Raw genomic sequence first — 15,834 nt, forward strand, 5'->3', positions numbered from 1 at the left:
GGCGCGAAAACCAGCCAGCGGTCTATGACACCGATTTATCCGCCGGCCGCCTCGTTCTAAGCAGCAACATAGACGTCAAAATACTCAATGCGGTGCAGGATGCAAAAATCCTGGAATGTCTTGCCAAGCGCCGCCCGCCTTCGGCTGCGTGACCATTGCCGTACATTGCATCGTCCGTTCAATTCTTCACCATCAGCGAGTTGCCATGCCGCTTTCCCACATCTCCCAATTCTCCTTTCTGGTTCCCGGAAACTATGATGACGACAATCCTGCCAAGGGGATCGGGGAGACGCTGAGGCTGATAGAACTCGGCGAGACGCTTGGTTATTCATGTGCGCTCGTGCGCCAGCGGCATCTGGAACGTGGAATTTCATCCGCGGCCACCTTTCTCGCGGCGGCCTCGCAACGCACCAAGACGATCGGGCTTGGCACCGCGGTCATCCAGCTCGGTTATGAGAACCCGTTCCGCCTTGCCGAAGATCTCGCGACGGTCGACGTGTTGTCGGGTGGACGCCTGAATGTTGGCGTTTCGGTCGGGCCGCCACCTTTTGCCCATCTGATTGCCGATTATGTCGATGATGCGCCACAGGCAGATTACAGCCATGGTCGGGCGGAAAAACTGGCTCGTGCGCTGCAATCCCACTCGCTGTCCGAACGACAGGAATCGGGCAATGCGGCTGGCACCCAGATTCCGCGGCTGAGGCCTATCGCCAAAGGCCTGTCTGACCGCTTGTGGTATGGCGGCGGTTCTCAGAATTCCGCCCATTGGGCCGGCCGGACCGGTTTCAACCTCCTGACCGGCAATATCGTCAGCGGCGAAGATACAGACGATTTCCCGACCGCACAGGCAGCGCTGATCACCCGCTTCCGGCACGAATGGGCCCACACTCGTCCGGCGCGTGTGGCGCTCGGTCGGGTGATCTTGCCGACCGACAACGCAAGCGCGGCGACCCGCAAACGCTACGTCGACTTTGTTGCGTCCAGAACCGAGCGGACAAAAAGCGCCCATGGGCCGCGGCGGACGTTGTTCCTGCCGGATATTATCGGGACCCATGCCGACATCCTTGAGCAGCTGTCGCGCGATCCGGTCGTGCCGCTCGTATCGGAATTCCGGCTCGAACTGCCTTACGAGTTCCAGCCGGAGGACTATGCCCAGATCATCGCGGATTTCGCCGGACTGTTCCCGGCTTCAGTGAATTCCAGGCCTGCCTTGCTCAGCGCAAGCTGAATGATGTGACATTGGATGGCGGTAGCCACGGGCTGAAGCTCAGCCTGCCCGCCGGGGCGCGCTTCACCGGCGTCTAAACTCTTCTCAAGAGCTGCACACCTATTGTTTGCCGGAAAGAATGACCTTCATCAACCCTGGAAAGCGAGCGTCAAGGTCCTGAAGGCGAAGGGTCAGCAGGCGGCCCCGACCTACTGGGTCATTCCTGATCACGCCTGCTTCCCTTAGCACCTTCATGTGATGTGATTTGGTGGATTTGGGAACGTTGGGATTAGACAGGTGGCAGTCCGCCATATCGAGGATACCGTCAGAGATCTGCATTGCGATTTCCAGACGTGCCGGATCGCTCAATGCAAATAGCACATCGGTCAGGACCAGATCCTTGCGGTCTGGGTGAGGCAGTTCGACAGGAGTAGTTCCATTCGCAGGGGCCATGGTTCGAATATAGTTGAACTATGATAGAAAGGGTAGTAGAAAATGGTTCGAATAAAATCGAACAATTGGCGCAATTTTTGTGTTGGAGAACCATCATGCCCATATCCCAAGGCGCCTACACGCTGCGGCATCGTTTTGGCTTTCTGATCGCTTCGGTTGGAAGCGGTCTCATGATGGCCAGTGCGAGTGCACCATCGCCTTTCTATCCGGTACTCCAGCGTGAGGTGGGTTTTTCGGACGTTGCAATGACTGCAATTTTCGCGGTCTACGCGATTGTACTGCTCATGACCTTGCTGACCGGTGGCTCCAGTTCCGACCATGTCGGACGACGGCCGGTTCTGTCGCTGGGTTTCCTGCTTTTGGCGATCTTTGCCATCCTCTTCGAGACCGCCACATCGTCAGCGGGCCTGATCGCGGCCCGTGCTCTCCAAGGTGTTGCCTGCGCATTTTTGCTGTCCACGCTTTCCGCGGCAATTGTGGATCTGGAGCCGCCGGACAGGCCGGGACTTGCTGCCATCTGCAATTCGGTCATTCCCTTGCTTGGCCTCGCGGCGGGCACACTTGCCTCCGGCATTGTCATGGAACATGCAGTCTATCCGAAGATCGATGTCTTCAACGGAATCGGTATCATCAGCGTCACCCTTTCGGCTGCCGTGTGGTTGCTGCCGGAAACATCCCCTCGGCATGAGGGGCTGTTAAAAGCCTTGCGCCCCCGTCTCGGTATTCCAGTGTCGGCCCGTTCGACCTTCTGGCAATGCGCGCCGGCTATCGTCGCAGGATGGGCGACAGGCGGCCTCTATCTGTCCCTTGGCGCTCCAATCATGTCTTCGATTTTCGGCAGCCACAGCTATCTTCTACAGGCCGGAGTGGTGACGGCACTTTCCGGCGCTGGTGCTGCAGCATGTTTCTTCGCGCGAGCACAAGACCCTCACAAGATCCTGGTTTATGGGACTTCGGCACTTGCCGCAGGCACTATTGTGACGCTTGTGGCAATGGAGCTCAGATCCTTTCCCGTCTACATTCTTGCGCTTACGCTTGCAGGAACGGGTTTTGGCACCTGTTTTTACGGCTCCTTGAGAAGCATCGTGCCGCTTGTCTCTGCAAGCGAACGCGGTGAGCTGTTCGCCTCCATTTTTACTTTGAGCTATCTGGCTTTTGGCGTTCCGGTTGTGCTTGCCGGGGCATTCATTCCGCTTATCGGCCTTCATACAACAGTCTCGGTTTATGGCGCGCTCATTGTCCTGATGGCCGCAACCGCTGGATTGCTGCGGCAGCGCAATCTCCGCTGCGGGTGATCCACACTCGCATTTCGGTTTGAAGCCTATTCATCATCTCTGAGCGGCCGCGGTGCCAAGCCACCATCGCGGCCGTCAGACACGGATTACCGCAGTGTATAGCCGCCGTCGCAGAACAACGTGCTGCCGGTCATGTTGGCGTTATCGAGAAGGAAAAGCGCGGCCTGGGCCTGTTCCTCCGGACTTGCCGGACGTCCGACAAGGCAGAGTGATTTCCAACGTTCATATGCCGGGTCGCGGATGCTTGCCGGTCGATTGCGCCAGAGATCGCTATCCGTCGTGCCCGGCGACAGGCAATTCACTCTGATCGGATTGAGCTCGAGAGCGAGGCCCCGCGCTAGACCTTCCAAAGCGGAATTGCATGCGGCATAGGCCGGGGCGCCGATCGGTCTTGCTGATGCCGCGCCGGACATCAACACGACGGAAGCGTCAGGTTTCAGGTGCCGGAGCGCGGCATGCACGGCCCAATACTGGCCCCAGAATTTTGCACGGAACAGCCCTTCGCTGGCATCGAGCTCGCCGTCGGAAAATGAGCCAGTAGAGTAAGTCGCTGCGGGAGTGAACAACCCGGTCAGGCAGGGCCCGTTCGCGAAAAACGCCTTTAGCGAAACGCGATCGGTAATATCGACGAGTTGACCGGACGCGTTCGATCCAAGTGTGGATAACGCACTGGAAAGGCGCTGTGCAGAGCGTCCACCAATGATGACGCGCTCTCCTCGCTCAACCAGTTTGCGAGCGAGAGAAAGCCCAATGCCGGAGGTGCCGCCGATGATGGAATAGGTTCGTTGGATGGTCATATAGTATATTTAATTCGCCCTTCGCAGGTCTGTAAAATGATAAAAAATCCTTTTATTGAGGAATAACATTCGCTAATATTCCAGCATGCATCAGCAGGGCGATGACATCGGCGTATTCTTGACAGTCTGCAAAACCAGCAGTTTCGTAGCCGCTTCCGAGCGGTTACGATTGTCTGCCTCGGCAGTTGCCAAGGCGATCGCCCGGATCGAAATCCGGCTTGGTATCAGATTGTTTCATCGGACAACGCGCACGCTTAAACTGACTTCGGAGGGAGCCGTCTATCGTGACGTCTGCCTGGCAGCCCGAAAGGAGATTGAACGAACGGAAACTGCCCTTTCGAGCCTCGGTCGCGAACCGGCCGGCCGGCTGCGCATCAGCCTACCACCGCTTTTCGGCGCGCGGGTGGTGGCGCCGGCGCTCTATCAACTTTGCCGGCAATGGCCCTCGTTGGATCTTGAAATCTCCGCGACCGCGTCGATCTCTGATCTCATCAACGACGGCGTCGATCTGGCCGTCAGGATTGGTGACCTGCCGGATGTCGCCGGGTTGGTTGCGAGGTCGGTTGGTATCCAGCGTGTGGCGCTTTGCGGTTCTGCGAGTTATTTTCGGACACGGGCTGTGCCGACGGAAATTGAGGATCTTCCGGAGCATGACCTCATTGCGCAATCTTCTGCAGGCTCGCCACATTCCTGGATGTTGCGGCAGAGAGATGGTGAAGTCATTGCCCTGCGACCGAAACCACGACTGCTGCTGGACGGAAGCCTGCTGACCCTGTCGGCAATCCGTGAAGGACAGGGCATTGGGATCCTGCCGCGATGGCTGGTGCGAGACGAACTCACCAGAGGAGACATGATCGCTGTGCTCGAAAACCGAGTAGCCGGTCACTTACCCATCAATGTGATCTGGCTCGCTTCACCGGTGATGCTCCCACGGCTGCGTGTCGCCATCGACGCAATTGTCAGCTGTATACAGGCGCGACTGGTCGGTGGCGCACTGGAGTAAGGGCGTTCAATAACGCGAGGCCGCTAATTTGCGGGCGTTGTCGCGTCTCTGATCGATGACCCATGCGTCGTCATCCAGCCGGCCAATGAATCAAGAGTAGGTTTCAAGGTTTTGCCAAGTTCGGTAATTTCGTATTCCACTCGGGGCGGCATCTCCGGATAAACCGTACGTGCGACCAGGCTTTGTTGTTCAAACAGCCGCAGGTGACGCGTCAGTTCCTTCTGTGTAATCGGGCTTGCGGCGCGTTGCAGGACGCCGAACCGTACGGGGCGATCCTCGATGATCAATCGGTACAGAATGGGAATTGCCCACTTGCCCGCAATCAAATTGACAAAGTCGACCATCGGGCAGCGATTGGGAGATTCGGTTGACGATACAATTTTTTCCATAAGCTTCCTTTAGTAGCATTTTGGTGCCTACTATACAAAAGATACTAAAGCCGTGACAATCCGTCCATCATCAACTGGATGGGATCCAATGGGACGACTTGAAGGAAAACGGGCGCTGATTACCGGCGGCACGAGTGGTATTGGTCTGGAAACGGCAAGGCAGTTTGTCCTCGAAGGGGCAGAGGTCGCTGTAACAGGTCGATCATCAAAAGGCATTGCAGGCATACGGCGAGAATTAGGAGACCGTGTTCTGGCCCTCGAAAGCGAAGCCGGCTCGATCTCGGATCAGGTGCAACTGGCTGAGGTTCTCGGCCACCATTGGGCTTCGATCGACGTCGTTTTTGTAAATGCGGGAGATGTCACCCATCGGCCGCTGGTCAACTGGGATGAAGCGACCTTCGACAGGTTGATGTCCACAAATCTCAAGGGGCCATTCTTCCTTCTTCAGGCGCTTCTGCCATTGCTGGCAAATCCCTCTTCGATCATTTTGTGCGGATCGGTGTCAGCCCATATCGGCCTGCCGCAATCGAGTGCCTACGCGGCCAGCAAGGCAGGCATCCTGTCTCTGGCAAGGACACTGTCCGGCGAACTGAAAGATCGCGGCATCCGCGTCAATGGTTTGAGCCCGGGACCGACGGAGACGCCGGCGTTGTCACGGCTTGGGCTGGATGATGATGCGGAGGAGGCGTTGAAGCAGGAGATCCGACGGCTCGTGCCGATTGGCCGCATGGGAAAACCGATCGAACTGGCAAAGGCTGCCGTCTTTCTTGCCTCCGACGAATCGTCCTTCGTCGTTGGCACGGAACTGCTGGTCGATGGGGGCGTCGGTTCTCTCTAGGAAGTCCAACTTGAAGACCGGTTGCGGAAGCCGACTGCCAAAGCGTTTGAGTTTCGACGCAACCGGTGTTCCAGATTGCTATGGTTCGCACCCCGCAGGGGACATAACACTGCGGCACATACAGACAGGATCGGTTTTAAGCCATCGATCCGACAGTTCTTTTGGAAGTTGCGACGCGTAGGTGCCGTTTACTGGCTTCTCACCAGACCGTTCACTTGCGAAGCGTACCCGCACTTCGGCAGCCACTGGCGAAAATAATCGTAGCAAGACCGACCGTAAGGCTTCCGCATGCGAGCCACTCCGGAATGGATGCCGCCTGTATTTTTGCAACAAATCCTGCGGTGGTGAGAATTGCGCCGAGTATGATCAAGCGAATGTGGATTGATTTTTGCATTGCTGTAAATCTCTTGGAGATAGTGTGTTCGACTAAACTGATGCAATGTGGGCACAAGGCTCACTTGGAAGCTTCAGTTATGCGGCGAGAGGCTGGGCCGAATTGATGTGGCGCCCAATCGCTGCTTTCAGCTCTCCCGCTGTCGAAAACTGCTCATTGTCCAAATCGATCACATGAAATTTAACAGCTATGAAACGGAGTTTTCCGTTTTCAGAGACCGCGATCCCGACCGGCAATCCGCCGAATTCAATGACTTGTCTTTGCATCGTAAGTATCCCGCTCTCGTAGTCGCTTTCGTCTGGATGGTGCTTCGAAACTTGCCGAAGCCCGCATTCGTTTTTTGAGATCGAGACGACAGGAAAGCTCCGTGACACCGCCCGCAGGAGCAAGCCTGTGATTGTTATTAAACTGGAGCGCAGCCATGATAAGTTTCCCTGTTTGTACGATTGGAAATCTAAGCGAATACAGGCACCAAGCGAAGAAATACCGCTGTTTATCGGTGAATAAGAATCTCCAGTTCGCCTGGCTGCCGATACGTAAAAAAGGGATGCGCCATCTACGTTAATTGCGGGGGATTATGCTCCTTTCCACCGGTAATTTCGATAATCCGTCTCCAACCGAGGATGCCGCCCAGGAAACAATTATCTATTTGCGAGCCGGAAATTGGAAGCTGGTTGCCAATCTCGCAGTGACCTGTCCTATCGACGACGGAATGAACCGGACGGCAGCCGATGGCAACAACCCCTTGTTGAAGGTTTTGCCCAAGTCCTGTATCGGTCTGCAGGCCCAGCAATTGCGCGGGCGCTGCTAGTGCGGACTTTCGAATATCGATGCTGACCAAAAAAGGAAAATACGGGCTAAAGGCGCTTGTTCATCTGGCGCAACTCGAGCCTGGCAAGACGGCTTTCGTGAGTGAGATTGCCGAGCAGAACAATATCTCTAAGAAGTTTCTCGATGCGATCCTTCTGGAATTGCGCAAGGGCGGGATTCTGCGCTCCAAGAAGGGGCCGGGTGGAGGTTACGCCTTGTCCAAGCCGGCATCGGAGATCTCCATCGGTCAGGCAGTCAGGATTCTCGACGGGCCGCTTGCGCCGATCCGATGCGCAAGCAAGACAGCGTTCGAAGCATGCGAGGATTGCGATCACCCCGATGACTGCCAGGTGCGTCATTCGATGGTGGAGGTTCGCGATGCCATTTCCTCAGTCCTCGACAACATGACGCTTGAGGAAATGGTGTCGAAGCGCTCAACACCCAAAGCTGAGATGATCGCACGCTGAGGCTCCGCTATCTGTTGGGGACCAGTGCGACCGGTCTTGGTGGGCCCATCCGCGCTACACCGCCGCCTGCAGTGGTGGTCGCAGATCTGAGTAATGCGGCCAGCGCGACATCCGGATGGGATCCTAGCCTGCTTTCGAGATGGTTCTCGTCGACTTCTAGAAAAATCGGATTGAGGCGATCGACGGTGATACCGCGCTCTACCTTTCAATTCTTCCGACAGGTCGCCGGCGTTGATGGTGAATGTGCGGGGAATTGGCAGCGCATCGATCCAGATACCGTTCTCGGCACGAACGCGAAGCCCAGCGTCGTATCCTTCAAAAGCACGATTACGAAACCGCCATCCTTGTCCTGGTCGCTTTTGGCAACCTCACGACCCGGCTAACGAATGATTTTAAAAAGCTGCGATGGTTGCGGCTCATACATGTCGGTAAAGACGTTTTCGGGCCGACTGAGGGTCGCGGCGACTGCTTTAATTCCATTTCGTGGCGCAATTCGCGTGGTTGCGGCGCGGGCTCAGTTCTTGCAAAAACGCGCTTTTTCCGAACGCCCGAAATTAGGGCATATTCTCCTCCACATAAGGTGCAAATTAGTAGAGTGTTTTGATAGACAATATTGGAAATAGTCTCGTTTGCAGTCAAACTATCCCTCCATCTTTTCCAGGATACGGAGGCTGACAATGATTGGCGGTGGTATTTCTCTATTCGGGTTCGACCTCTTCGGATCGGTGCGCAAGGTTCTAGCAGATGCACGGGAGGAAGCGCGGTTGTCGTCTGAAGCTTTTGCGCAAAAGGTCAAGACTGAAAGTCATGACCCCAAAAACGTCGAAGGAAACGATAACGTGACGCTCTTCTGGAGCTCCCATCTCGGTTACTGAAGGGGAGTGGGCTATGGCGCTGGCTTTTGAACGTCGCCCGGAGCTTCGCCGGGCATTTCGCAGGCCGAGAACAATGTCATTCCATTTCGAAAGATGGTTGGCGCATTGCGCGGTTACCGGTGCATTCGGCTTCATCGCCGGAACTCTTATCTTCCTTTGAATGATCAGCGGCTCCCGAAAGGAGCCGCTTTTTGTTGGCGGTTATTTATAGGGCTGCTAAACGTAGGAATGGCTTCGTTCAGAGCGAAATAGCCAACTTTTCGAGCCTTGCAGAATATTGGTTTTGATGGCATTTCATATGCGCGTGTCCGCTCGTAGTCGGCGTTCCAGCCAGAGACTGTAACGAGACGCGCTGAAGCAGATCACGAAATAGACGATCGCCGCGACGAAATAGGCTTCGTTGTAGAAGCCCAGCCAACCGGGGTCGGTTGCCGAGGCTCGTGCGGCGTTCAAGAGATCGAAAATGCCGATAACCGCCAGAAGCGAAGTGGCGAGCAGGAAGCCGATTGCGAGGTTGACCAGGCCTGGGATGACCAGCCTTAATGCCTGCGGCAGTATGACCAACTGCATGGTGCGCCAGTAGCCGATGCCGAGTGCGGTGGCCGCCTCTTCCTGCCCTGACGGGATGGCTTGAAGCCCGGCGCGAACGACCTCAGCCACATAGGCCGCCCAGAAGAGGGTAATCATGATCATCGCCCGGATCATTTTGTCGAACTGCGCACCGGGCAGGGCCATTGGCAGGATCAGCATGGCGACGTAGAGGATTGCCACCATCGGCGTACCACGCATCACTTCGATATAGATGATCGATAATGTTCTCAGGCCACCGAACCGGGAGCGCCTTGCCAGTGCCAAAAGGATAGCGATCGGCGTGGCTGAAGCAAAGCAGACTGCCCAAACGAAGAGTGTGACCGGCAATCCGCCCCAGTGGTTAGACGAGACAGGCGACAAGCCGTACCCGCCGGCAAGAAGGAGCCAGCACGCCAACACTGCGACAGGCCAGGCGGAAAGCAATTCTTTACGCCAGAAGCGGGGAAGGGCGCTGGCTGAAAATAGGGTTACAAGAATAAGGATGACGGCGACGGGACGCCACTGAAGCTCTTGGGGATAAAATGCCAGAAACATGAAGCGAAGTTTCGCAGATACGAAGGCCCAGCAGGCGCCAGCGCGTGCGGCGCAGGCTGACTGGTCGCCGGCCCAGGTGGCGTCGAAAACCGCCCATTTCAGAAACGCCGGTATCAGCCATGCGAGCAGCGCCAGGGTGCAGAGCGTGACGATCGTATTGGCAACTGATCCGAACAATCCGATGCGAAGGCGCGAAAAAAAGTGTCGTGCCCGGTGCTGGGCAGAAATCGGAGCAGTTTCGGTCAACGCGATGTTCCTTTCAACGCCACGCGCCTGTTGTATTCGTTCATCAGCGCCGACACGGCGAGATTGATGACGAGATAGGTGCCTATGAGGATCAAAAGCGCTTCCAGCGATTGACCCGTTGTGTTGGCGGTCGTGTTGATGATGCTGACGAGGTCCGGATAACCGATCGCTACCGCAAGGCTGGAGTCCTTCGTAAGGTCGAGATAGCTCGAGGTCGTCAGCGGTGTGATCACTCGTAAGGCCTGCGGCAACACAACAAGGCGCATGATCTGGCTATTGTGCAAACCAAGCGCCCTTGCCGCCTCCCACTGGCCGCGATTGACGGATTGGATGCCTGCGCGGACGATTTCCGCGATGACGGCTGCGAATTTCACCACAAGGCCGGTGAGCAAAGCGGCGAACTCCGGTGTTAAATTGTAGCCACCGCGAATGTTGAACCCGGCAAGTGCCGGAGCCTCAAGGGTAATATCCGCGCCGGCAAGCTGAAGGAGGGCCAGAAAAGCGAATAGCAACGCCAAGCCGGAAAAGCCTGCATTCCGACTGTTGAGCCTGCCCGCTCGAAACAGGGTGAAAAGCAGGACTGCGTAGACAACGATCAAAATTGCAACGGCGGTCGCCACACCCATGGGCAGGCCCTCAACCGCAATCGAGGGGACAAAGACGCCGCGGTTCGTCAGATAGATAGAGCCGAAAAAGGCGCTTGCCTGCCTCGGCGCGGGAAATGCCTTGGCAAGCGAAATCCAGAAGAAAAGCTGCAACAAAAGCGGTGTGTTGCGGATGATCTCAATGTACCAGCGCACCAGTGCCGCAAGAAGGAGGTTGCGGGAGAGGCCCGCCACGCCAATGACAACCCCGAGGACCGTGGCCAGCACGCAGCCGAATAGCGAGACCTTCAGCGTGTTGATAAGGCCAACGACAACGGCGCGAATATAAGGATCGCTGGCACTGAACGGTATCGAGCTCTCTCCGATCTCGAAATTCGTCGATCGCCAAAGGAAATCGAAGCCGGGCGAAATGCCGATCCGCTGCATCGTATCGCCGACATTTGTCGCCAACAAAGCAAACAGGGCTGCGAGAAGCCCGATGATGGCAACCTGAAGCAGCGGCCGGTTGCCCCACCACATCAGCAACCGGCGATGAAAGCCGGGCCTGCGAGGGCCCGGCGTAACAATGATCGGCATGTCCGATGATCGCTTTCTCAGCGGAAAGGCGGAGAATAGAGCAGGCCGCCATCCGTCCATAGACGGTTGTAGCCACGATCCCAGCCAAGCGGCTTCAGATGGCGATCGAAGATCTCGCCATAATTACCCACCGCCTTGATGATGTTGTAGGCCCATTTCGGATCAAGGCCGATGGCTTCGCCGAGTGCCGGATCGACACCGAGGAAACGCTGGATTGCCGGATCTTCCGACTTCAGGAATTCATCGACATTCTTAGACGTGATGCCCCATTCCTCAGCCTGGATAGTAGCGTTGACCGTCCAGTTGACGATTTCCAGCCAGCGATCATCACCGCCTGCAACAGCCGGTGCGAGCGGTTCTTTCGAAAGCCGCTCAGGCAGAACGATGTAATCGTCCGGCTTCTTCAACTGGGTTCGCTTGCCGACGAGATCAGACGAATCCTGGGTGATGGCATCGACGCGTCCGGATTCCAGTGCAGCGATAAACTGCCCGGTATCCTCGATCGTCACCGGCGTGAACTTCTTGCCGGTCTTGCGGAAGAAGTCCGCCACGTTGAGTTCGCCGGTTGTGCCGCTTTGCGCGCCGATCGTTGCACCGTCGAGATCGGCGGCCTTGGTGACGCCGAGATCCTTACGGACGAGAATGCCCTGTCCATCGTAGAAGATCGTCGGACCGAAATGGAAACCCAGCTTGAAAGCGCGGGTGATGGTCACGGTGACACCGGACAGGAGAACATCGAATTCGCCGCTCTGAAGCGCCGGAAGACGCTGTTGCGGAGACGAATTGGTGAATTCGACCTTGTCGGGATTACCGAAGACCGCGATCGATAATGCACGGCCGTAGTCAATGAAAAAGCCTTGCCACTTGCCGCTGCTGTCCGGCGCGAAGAAGCCGGGTGTGGTGCCCACGCCGACCTTGATCGCGCCGCGCTGGTTGATCTTGTCGAGTGTGGGGCCGGCATAAGCCGGCGCAGAGAATGCAGCGGTCGCAAGCATGCCGGCAGCAATTGCGGATTTTGTAACGCTGCGAATAAGCCCTTGGGATTTCATATGAAAAACTCCTGATGACAATCAGGCTTCCGCCAGCGGTACTGTCCCCCGATGCGCTGAAACCGTTAATTACATTAATTTAGTGGACTAATTTCGCGAGGGCGGGCTTTGCCTAAAAAGGCGGCCTTTAGAAAAGGCATTTGCTTATAATTGCGTCTCTCGGGATGAAGTTACTAAAGCCACCTGTCTCTTAGCAAATGCAAACAGCGCATGGACCGGGACCCTATCGAGGCTTGCTAGTCTTCTTGAAGGTTGAGGAGCGTGTTTTCCCTTCCATCGCTCCGGCGTGACCGATGGGCGCAATGCATGAACGTGTTGGGTGAAAAGATGAATGCCGCCTGATGTCGATGTTTGGAATGGAATTCTTTGGAGGCGATGACGATTAATCTCGCCGCATTTCGCCATGCCGGTAGCTTGCGAGATTGTTTCTGAAACGTTGCCGGATCGCTTGCGTATCCAAGAAAACGAAGCCATCGCATCACGCGGATCTCGGGATGCCGTCGTTGCAGCAGCCAGGGCCACCCATCTATTTCGATGGATACCCGATGCCGTAATCGATTTCCCCGCAGGCATTATCGAAAGATATCTGACTTGGGGCAAGCCGCCGGAAAGCTTATGCGAGGTGAGGAAATTTATCCCCATGATGCGACTGCTGTTGCCAAAATTGTTTAGCGTTTGCGCCGAACACAAGAATAAATAATCTATAAAAAATATAGAATAAATTATCTACTGATGCTGCGGTTTCTAGAAGGGGCATCGCATCGGTTTCCAGAAGAAAACATTTCATGAAAAGGACCGCTCATCGGGCGCACGATTGTTGCTGCCATTCGCAAGGCTCGACTGAGGGATACCATTGCCGAAGGGCGGCATGCCGGTCGGACGACAAACGCTCCCTTCCTCCACGATGCGGCGCCCGACAAGGCTGCCAGCGGCCAAACCAGACATACGCATTATAGAAAAGGTGAGAAATGAGTGGTTACGCAAACGCGCCATCGAGCGGCGCGCGCTTTTATGCGGTTAGATTGAAGCCGGGCCAGGATGTCGTCAAGGAACTGAGAGCCTTCGTCAACGCCAACAACCTCAAGGCCGTCTCAATCGTTTCGGTTGTCGGAAGTTTGAATACGGCGCTGCTTCGTTATGCCAATACCGGCGTTTGGGCCGAAGTGAGCGGCCATTTCGAAATCGTCTCGCTTGTCGGCACGATCGACGAAAAAGGCGAGCATCTCCACATTTCCCTTTCCGACCGGACCGGCAAGACCATCGGAGCACATTTCGGGGAGGGATCGGCCGTCTACACAACAGCAGAAATCACGCTTGCTGAATTTACCGATCTGTCTTTCCGGCGCGAACTCTGCCCGCAATCGGGCTGGGAGGAACTCATCGTCGAGCCACGGTTATCTATCTGAACATCAACGATACGCATCGGTCCGGTCGGGGCCAGACCGATGCAGCTGAAATAGGGGGTAATATCATGTCGGCTATAACCAAGACTTATTTTGACACCAAGGTTCTCGCTCTTATCGCGGTGGCGATCGTGATCAACATCGTTGGCGGACAGTTCAATGATCTGCTCCGTCTGCCGATTTTCCTGGATTCGATCGGGACGATACTGGTCGCCGTGCTTGCCGGGCCTATCGCTGGTGCAATAACGGGCATATTCACCAACGTGATCATCGGGCTGATTTTCGCGCCTGTCGCCGCGGCCTTCGCGCCTGTAGCGCTTGTCATCGGCCTTGTTGCGGGACTGCTCGCGAGAGCCGGATGGTTCAGGACGATCTGGCAGACGGTGATTTCGGGCGTTGTCATCGCAGCGGCCCTGACGGTCGTAGCCGTGCCGATCCGGATCTACATTTTCGGTGGCGTGACGGGCTCTGGTGCCGACTTCTTCGTTGCATATTTCTCAAGCGTTGGCCAAACCCTGGTCAGCTCGGTGGCATTCACCGTCTTCGGTTCAAACGTCGCCGACAAGGTGCTTTCCGCGCTGCTTGTCTGGGGTCTTGTTCGGCAGTTGCCGGAGCGGCTGACTGCCGGCTATGACTATCTGAAATTCAGCAAAGCTGCTGCTTGATGTTGAATTCATCTATTTATTGCCCGGGGGAGAGTTCGCTTCACCGGGCAAATCCGCTGACGAAATCCACTGGTCTGTTTACCGTCGTAGTGACGTCCTTCCTATTGCCGCCACCGGCACTTTGGGTCGTCAGTGCGATCATCCTGCTGATCGGGCTTGCTTGCGGGGTGGGAGGAAGCGTTATCTGGCGATACGTTCTGCTTTCGCTTCCGTTCACGCTCGCAGTCTTCGTATTTCACGGGGCCATATTGCCTCGGTCAGATATGCAGCCCGTCCTCGGATGGCTACATTATAGCCTGACTGGCTTGGAGCATGCGTCGCTTGTCGGTGGTCGGATTTCACTGATTCTGGCTTCCTCGCTACTGTTCGTCTCGACCACTGCGCCCGCGACGCTCCTGCGTGCGCTGGATGCTGCGCGCTGGCCGCCCGGTCTGTCCTTTCTTCTTGCAAGCCCGCTCCTGCTTCTGGATCAGTTTACAGGGCGAGCCAGGGCAATCAGCGATGCGCAGCAGACACGCGGCCTGAGCGTCGATGGCTCGCCCTGGCGGCGTCTGCAGGCGCTTCGAATGCTACTCGTTCCGCTTCTGACCTCCGCACTCGCTGACGCCCAAGAGCGTTCCCACGTGTTGACCGCGCGAGGGTTCAGAGCTTTGCCGTATCGAACCGTTATCGATCCGCCTGCGGACACGCGGTTCCAGCGATTTCTGCGCTGGTCGCTTGCCGTATTCATGGCGATGGAAACTGCATTCATGGTACTACGATGATCGAGGTGATCGACCTTCACGTGGGTTTCGCATCCAGTGATGTCCTCAAAGGCGTTTCCCTGCGTGTCGCCCAGGGCGAGCGCCTTGCCATTCTGGGCGGTAACGGTTCCGGCAAATCGACGCTTGCCGGATGGCTCGCAGGTTGGTTCAGCGGTGGCACCCACCGGCTGACCGCGGGCGGCTGCCTATGGAACGGCAAGCCCTGGGACGATTACACCCTCGTAGAACGCGCGGCCACCGTTCAACTGGTTGGTCAGTTTCCGGCGCAACATATTTCCGGGCGCGCATTTACTGTGGCCGAAGAGATCGCATTCGGTCCGGAAAACCTGGGCCTGCCGCATGAAGAGATCGTTACACGCCGCGATGAAACTCTTGCCGCCTGCCATCTGGAACACCTTGCAGGCAGGGACCCCTTCACGCTGTCCGGCGGAGAGCAGCAGCGGCTGGTGATTGCCTCAGCGCTTGCCCTACGCCCAAAACTTATGATCCTAGATGAGCCATTCTCCAATCTTGATCCAGAGGCGCGTTCGCACACGCTTTCCGTCCTGAATGCTCTGCCTGCGGATGTCAGTGTGATTATCATGGATACCAATCCGGACACGGTTCTTGGATGGGCAAACCGACTGTTCGTGCTTCATGAGGGAAAGATTTCCGAGTTTGGAAATATACGTGCCACGCTTTTTGATCCAACTGTGATTGCGACAATCGGTTTACCGGCCGTTACAAGATGTTTCCTGGAAATCGAGCGTGGTTCCGGATCTGCCGAGAACCTATCGAGGGACAATCTTCCGCTCACATTCGTTGAGGCCGCTGCGATTTTGAGGAGATCAAGAAGTGCTTGAGGTTAGGGATCTTGGGTTTGCCTATCAGGGC

17 protein-coding genes are annotated in these 15,834 nt (G+C 56.3%); 10 read left to right on the plus strand and 7 right to left on the minus strand.

The features are described 5' to 3' along the window. The first annotated feature begins 205 nt into the window (after window positions 1-205). Window positions 206-1,228, plus strand: coding sequence for an LLM class flavin-dependent oxidoreductase (locus FHP24_RS21445; protein ID WP_139678268.1), 1,023 nt, complete (start codon window positions 206-208; stop codon window positions 1,226-1,228). Window positions 1,229-1,327: 99 nt separating this feature from the next. Here FHP24_RS21445 and FHP24_RS21450 read toward each other — a convergent pair whose 3' ends face one another. Next, entirely contained in the window at window positions 1,328-1,660 is a 333-nt protein-coding gene (locus FHP24_RS21450; protein ID WP_139678269.1) for an ArsR/SmtB family transcription factor, read from the minus strand. A 95-nt stretch (window positions 1,661-1,755) separates the two neighbouring features. On the opposite strand from FHP24_RS21450, the gene FHP24_RS21455 reads away from it, so the two are divergent. After that, window positions 1,756-2,955: an MFS transporter gene (locus tag FHP24_RS21455; protein ID WP_180356077.1), complete on the plus strand. Its 1,200-nt coding sequence runs from the start codon at window positions 1,756-1,758 to the stop codon at window positions 2,953-2,955. Between the two features lie 86 nt (window positions 2,956-3,041). Here FHP24_RS21455 and FHP24_RS21460 read toward each other — a convergent pair whose 3' ends face one another. Further along, entirely contained in the window at window positions 3,042-3,752 is a 711-nt protein-coding gene (locus tag FHP24_RS21460; protein WP_139678271.1) for an SDR family oxidoreductase, read from the minus strand. 85 nt (window positions 3,753-3,837) lie between these two features. Here FHP24_RS21460 and FHP24_RS21465 point away from each other — a divergent pair, with 85 nt between their 5' ends. Then, window positions 3,838-4,755: a LysR substrate-binding domain-containing protein gene (locus FHP24_RS21465; RefSeq protein ID WP_139678272.1), complete on the plus strand. Its 918-nt coding sequence runs from the start codon at window positions 3,838-3,840 to the stop codon at window positions 4,753-4,755. A 23-nt stretch (window positions 4,756-4,778) separates the two neighbouring features. Here the strand turns inward: FHP24_RS21465 and FHP24_RS21470 are convergent, their stop codons facing one another. Next, a complete protein-coding gene (locus tag FHP24_RS21470; RefSeq protein ID WP_139678273.1) occupies window positions 4,779-5,144 on the minus strand; it encodes a winged helix-turn-helix transcriptional regulator in 366 nt (121 codons plus the stop codon). Window positions 5,145-5,232: 88 nt separating this feature from the next. Here FHP24_RS21470 and FHP24_RS21475 point away from each other — a divergent pair, with 88 nt between their 5' ends. Then, the gene (locus tag FHP24_RS21475; protein ID WP_139678274.1) at window positions 5,233-5,982 is read left to right on the plus strand and encodes an SDR family oxidoreductase; all 750 of its coding nucleotides are present in this window, start codon (window positions 5,233-5,235) and stop codon (window positions 5,980-5,982) included. 471 nt (window positions 5,983-6,453) lie between these two features. Here the strand turns inward: FHP24_RS21475 and FHP24_RS21480 are convergent, their stop codons facing one another. Then, a complete protein-coding gene (locus tag FHP24_RS21480; protein WP_139678275.1) occupies window positions 6,454-6,642 on the minus strand; it encodes a hypothetical protein in 189 nt (62 codons plus the stop codon). A 564-nt stretch (window positions 6,643-7,206) separates the two neighbouring features. On the opposite strand from FHP24_RS21480, the gene FHP24_RS21485 reads away from it, so the two are divergent. Both FHP24_RS21485 and FHP24_RS21490 read left to right on the plus strand, forming a co-directional pair. Further along, the gene (locus FHP24_RS21485) at window positions 7,207-7,653 is read left to right on the plus strand and encodes an RrF2 family transcriptional regulator (RefSeq protein WP_139678276.1); all 447 of its coding nucleotides are present in this window, start codon (window positions 7,207-7,209) and stop codon (window positions 7,651-7,653) included. Window positions 7,654-8,330: 677 nt separating this feature from the next. Continuing rightward, window positions 8,331-8,528, plus strand: a complete 198-nt coding sequence (locus FHP24_RS21490; protein WP_139678277.1) for a hypothetical protein — start codon at window positions 8,331-8,333, stop codon at window positions 8,526-8,528. A gap of 294 nt (window positions 8,529-8,822) precedes the next feature. Here the strand turns inward: FHP24_RS21490 and FHP24_RS21495 are convergent, their stop codons facing one another. Genes FHP24_RS21495 through FHP24_RS21505 form a run of 3 tightly spaced genes read right to left on the minus strand, consistent with a single transcriptional unit; the run spans window position 8,823 to window position 12,129 of the window. Next, the gene (locus tag FHP24_RS21495; RefSeq protein ID WP_139678278.1) at window positions 8,823-9,899 is read right to left on the minus strand and encodes an amino acid ABC transporter permease; all 1,077 of its coding nucleotides are present in this window, start codon (window positions 9,897-9,899) and stop codon (window positions 8,823-8,825) included. Then, window positions 9,896-11,080 carry an amino acid ABC transporter permease gene (locus FHP24_RS21500; protein ID WP_139678279.1) on the minus strand — a complete coding sequence of 395 codons (1,185 nt, stop codon included), beginning with the start codon at window positions 11,078-11,080 and terminating at the stop codon, window positions 9,896-9,898. Before FHP24_RS21500 ends, FHP24_RS21495 begins: the two co-directional genes overlap by 4 nt. 17 nt (window positions 11,081-11,097) lie before the next feature. Beyond that, window positions 11,098-12,129, minus strand: a complete 1,032-nt coding sequence (locus FHP24_RS21505; RefSeq protein ID WP_139678280.1) for an amino acid ABC transporter substrate-binding protein — start codon at window positions 12,127-12,129, stop codon at window positions 11,098-11,100. A gap of 968 nt (window positions 12,130-13,097) precedes the next feature. Here FHP24_RS21505 and FHP24_RS21510 point away from each other — a divergent pair. The 4 genes from FHP24_RS21510 to FHP24_RS21525 all read left to right on the plus strand — a co-directional run bounded on the left by FHP24_RS21510 (window position 13,098) and on the right by FHP24_RS21525 (window position 15,803). After that, entirely contained in the window at window positions 13,098-13,535 is a 438-nt protein-coding gene (locus tag FHP24_RS21510; protein WP_139678281.1) for a PPC domain-containing DNA-binding protein, read from the plus strand. Between the two features lie 65 nt (window positions 13,536-13,600). Then, the gene (locus FHP24_RS21515) at window positions 13,601-14,197 is read left to right on the plus strand and encodes an ECF transporter S component (protein ID WP_246091890.1); all 597 of its coding nucleotides are present in this window, start codon (window positions 13,601-13,603) and stop codon (window positions 14,195-14,197) included. Beyond that, on the plus strand, window positions 14,197-14,961 hold the full coding sequence (locus FHP24_RS21520) for an energy-coupling factor transporter transmembrane component T family protein (protein ID WP_139678282.1): 765 nt from the start codon (window positions 14,197-14,199) through the stop codon (window positions 14,959-14,961). The genes FHP24_RS21515 and FHP24_RS21520 overlap by 1 nt, the downstream gene beginning before the upstream one ends. Further along, on the plus strand, window positions 14,958-15,803 hold the full coding sequence (locus FHP24_RS21525) for an energy-coupling factor ABC transporter ATP-binding protein (RefSeq protein ID WP_139678283.1): 846 nt from the start codon (window positions 14,958-14,960) through the stop codon (window positions 15,801-15,803). The genes FHP24_RS21520 and FHP24_RS21525 overlap by 4 nt, the downstream gene beginning before the upstream one ends. Window positions 15,804-15,834 lie beyond the last annotated feature (31 nt).

The sequence above is a fragment of the Aliirhizobium smilacinae genome (assembly GCF_006335145.1).
GTDB classification, from domain to species: Bacteria; Pseudomonadota; Alphaproteobacteria; order Rhizobiales; family Rhizobiaceae; genus Neorhizobium; species Neorhizobium smilacinae.

What these genes read in the sequence shown, in the direction of transcription:
- FHP24_RS21445 (WP_139678268.1), top strand. Translation starts at nt 206, where the DNA reads ATGCCGCTTTCCCACATCTCCCAATTCTCCTTTCTGGTTCCCGGAAAC.
- FHP24_RS21450 (WP_139678269.1), bottom strand. Translation starts at nt 1,660, where the DNA reads ATGGCCCCTGCGAATGGAACTACTCCTGTCGAACTGCCTCACCCAGAC.
- FHP24_RS21455 (WP_180356077.1), top strand. Translation starts at nt 1,756, where the DNA reads ATGCCCATATCCCAAGGCGCCTACACGCTGCGGCATCGTTTTGGCTTT.
- FHP24_RS21460 (WP_139678271.1), bottom strand. Translation starts at nt 3,752, where the DNA reads ATGACCATCCAACGAACCTATTCCATCATCGGCGGCACCTCCGGCATT.
- FHP24_RS21465 (WP_139678272.1), top strand. Translation starts at nt 3,838, where the DNA reads ATGCATCAGCAGGGCGATGACATCGGCGTATTCTTGACAGTCTGCAAA.
- FHP24_RS21470 (WP_139678273.1), bottom strand. Translation starts at nt 5,144, where the DNA reads ATGGAAAAAATTGTATCGTCAACCGAATCTCCCAATCGCTGCCCGATG.
- FHP24_RS21475 (WP_139678274.1), top strand. Translation starts at nt 5,233, where the DNA reads ATGGGACGACTTGAAGGAAAACGGGCGCTGATTACCGGCGGCACGAGT.
- FHP24_RS21480 (WP_139678275.1), bottom strand. Translation starts at nt 6,642, where the DNA reads ATGCAAAGACAAGTCATTGAATTCGGCGGATTGCCGGTCGGGATCGCG.
- FHP24_RS21485 (WP_139678276.1), top strand. Translation starts at nt 7,207, where the DNA reads ATGCTGACCAAAAAAGGAAAATACGGGCTAAAGGCGCTTGTTCATCTG.
- FHP24_RS21490 (WP_139678277.1), top strand. Translation starts at nt 8,331, where the DNA reads ATGATTGGCGGTGGTATTTCTCTATTCGGGTTCGACCTCTTCGGATCG.
- FHP24_RS21500 (WP_139678279.1), bottom strand. Translation starts at nt 11,080, where the DNA reads ATGCCGATCATTGTTACGCCGGGCCCTCGCAGGCCCGGCTTTCATCGC.
- FHP24_RS21505 (WP_139678280.1), bottom strand. Translation starts at nt 12,129, where the DNA reads ATGAAATCCCAAGGGCTTATTCGCAGCGTTACAAAATCCGCAATTGCT.
- FHP24_RS21510 (WP_139678281.1), top strand. Translation starts at nt 13,098, where the DNA reads ATGAGTGGTTACGCAAACGCGCCATCGAGCGGCGCGCGCTTTTATGCG.
- FHP24_RS21515 (WP_246091890.1), top strand. Translation starts at nt 13,601, where the DNA reads ATGTCGGCTATAACCAAGACTTATTTTGACACCAAGGTTCTCGCTCTT.
- FHP24_RS21520 (WP_139678282.1), top strand. Translation starts at nt 14,197, where the DNA reads ATGTTGAATTCATCTATTTATTGCCCGGGGGAGAGTTCGCTTCACCGG.
- FHP24_RS21525 (WP_139678283.1), top strand. Translation starts at nt 14,958, where the DNA reads ATGATCGAGGTGATCGACCTTCACGTGGGTTTCGCATCCAGTGATGTC.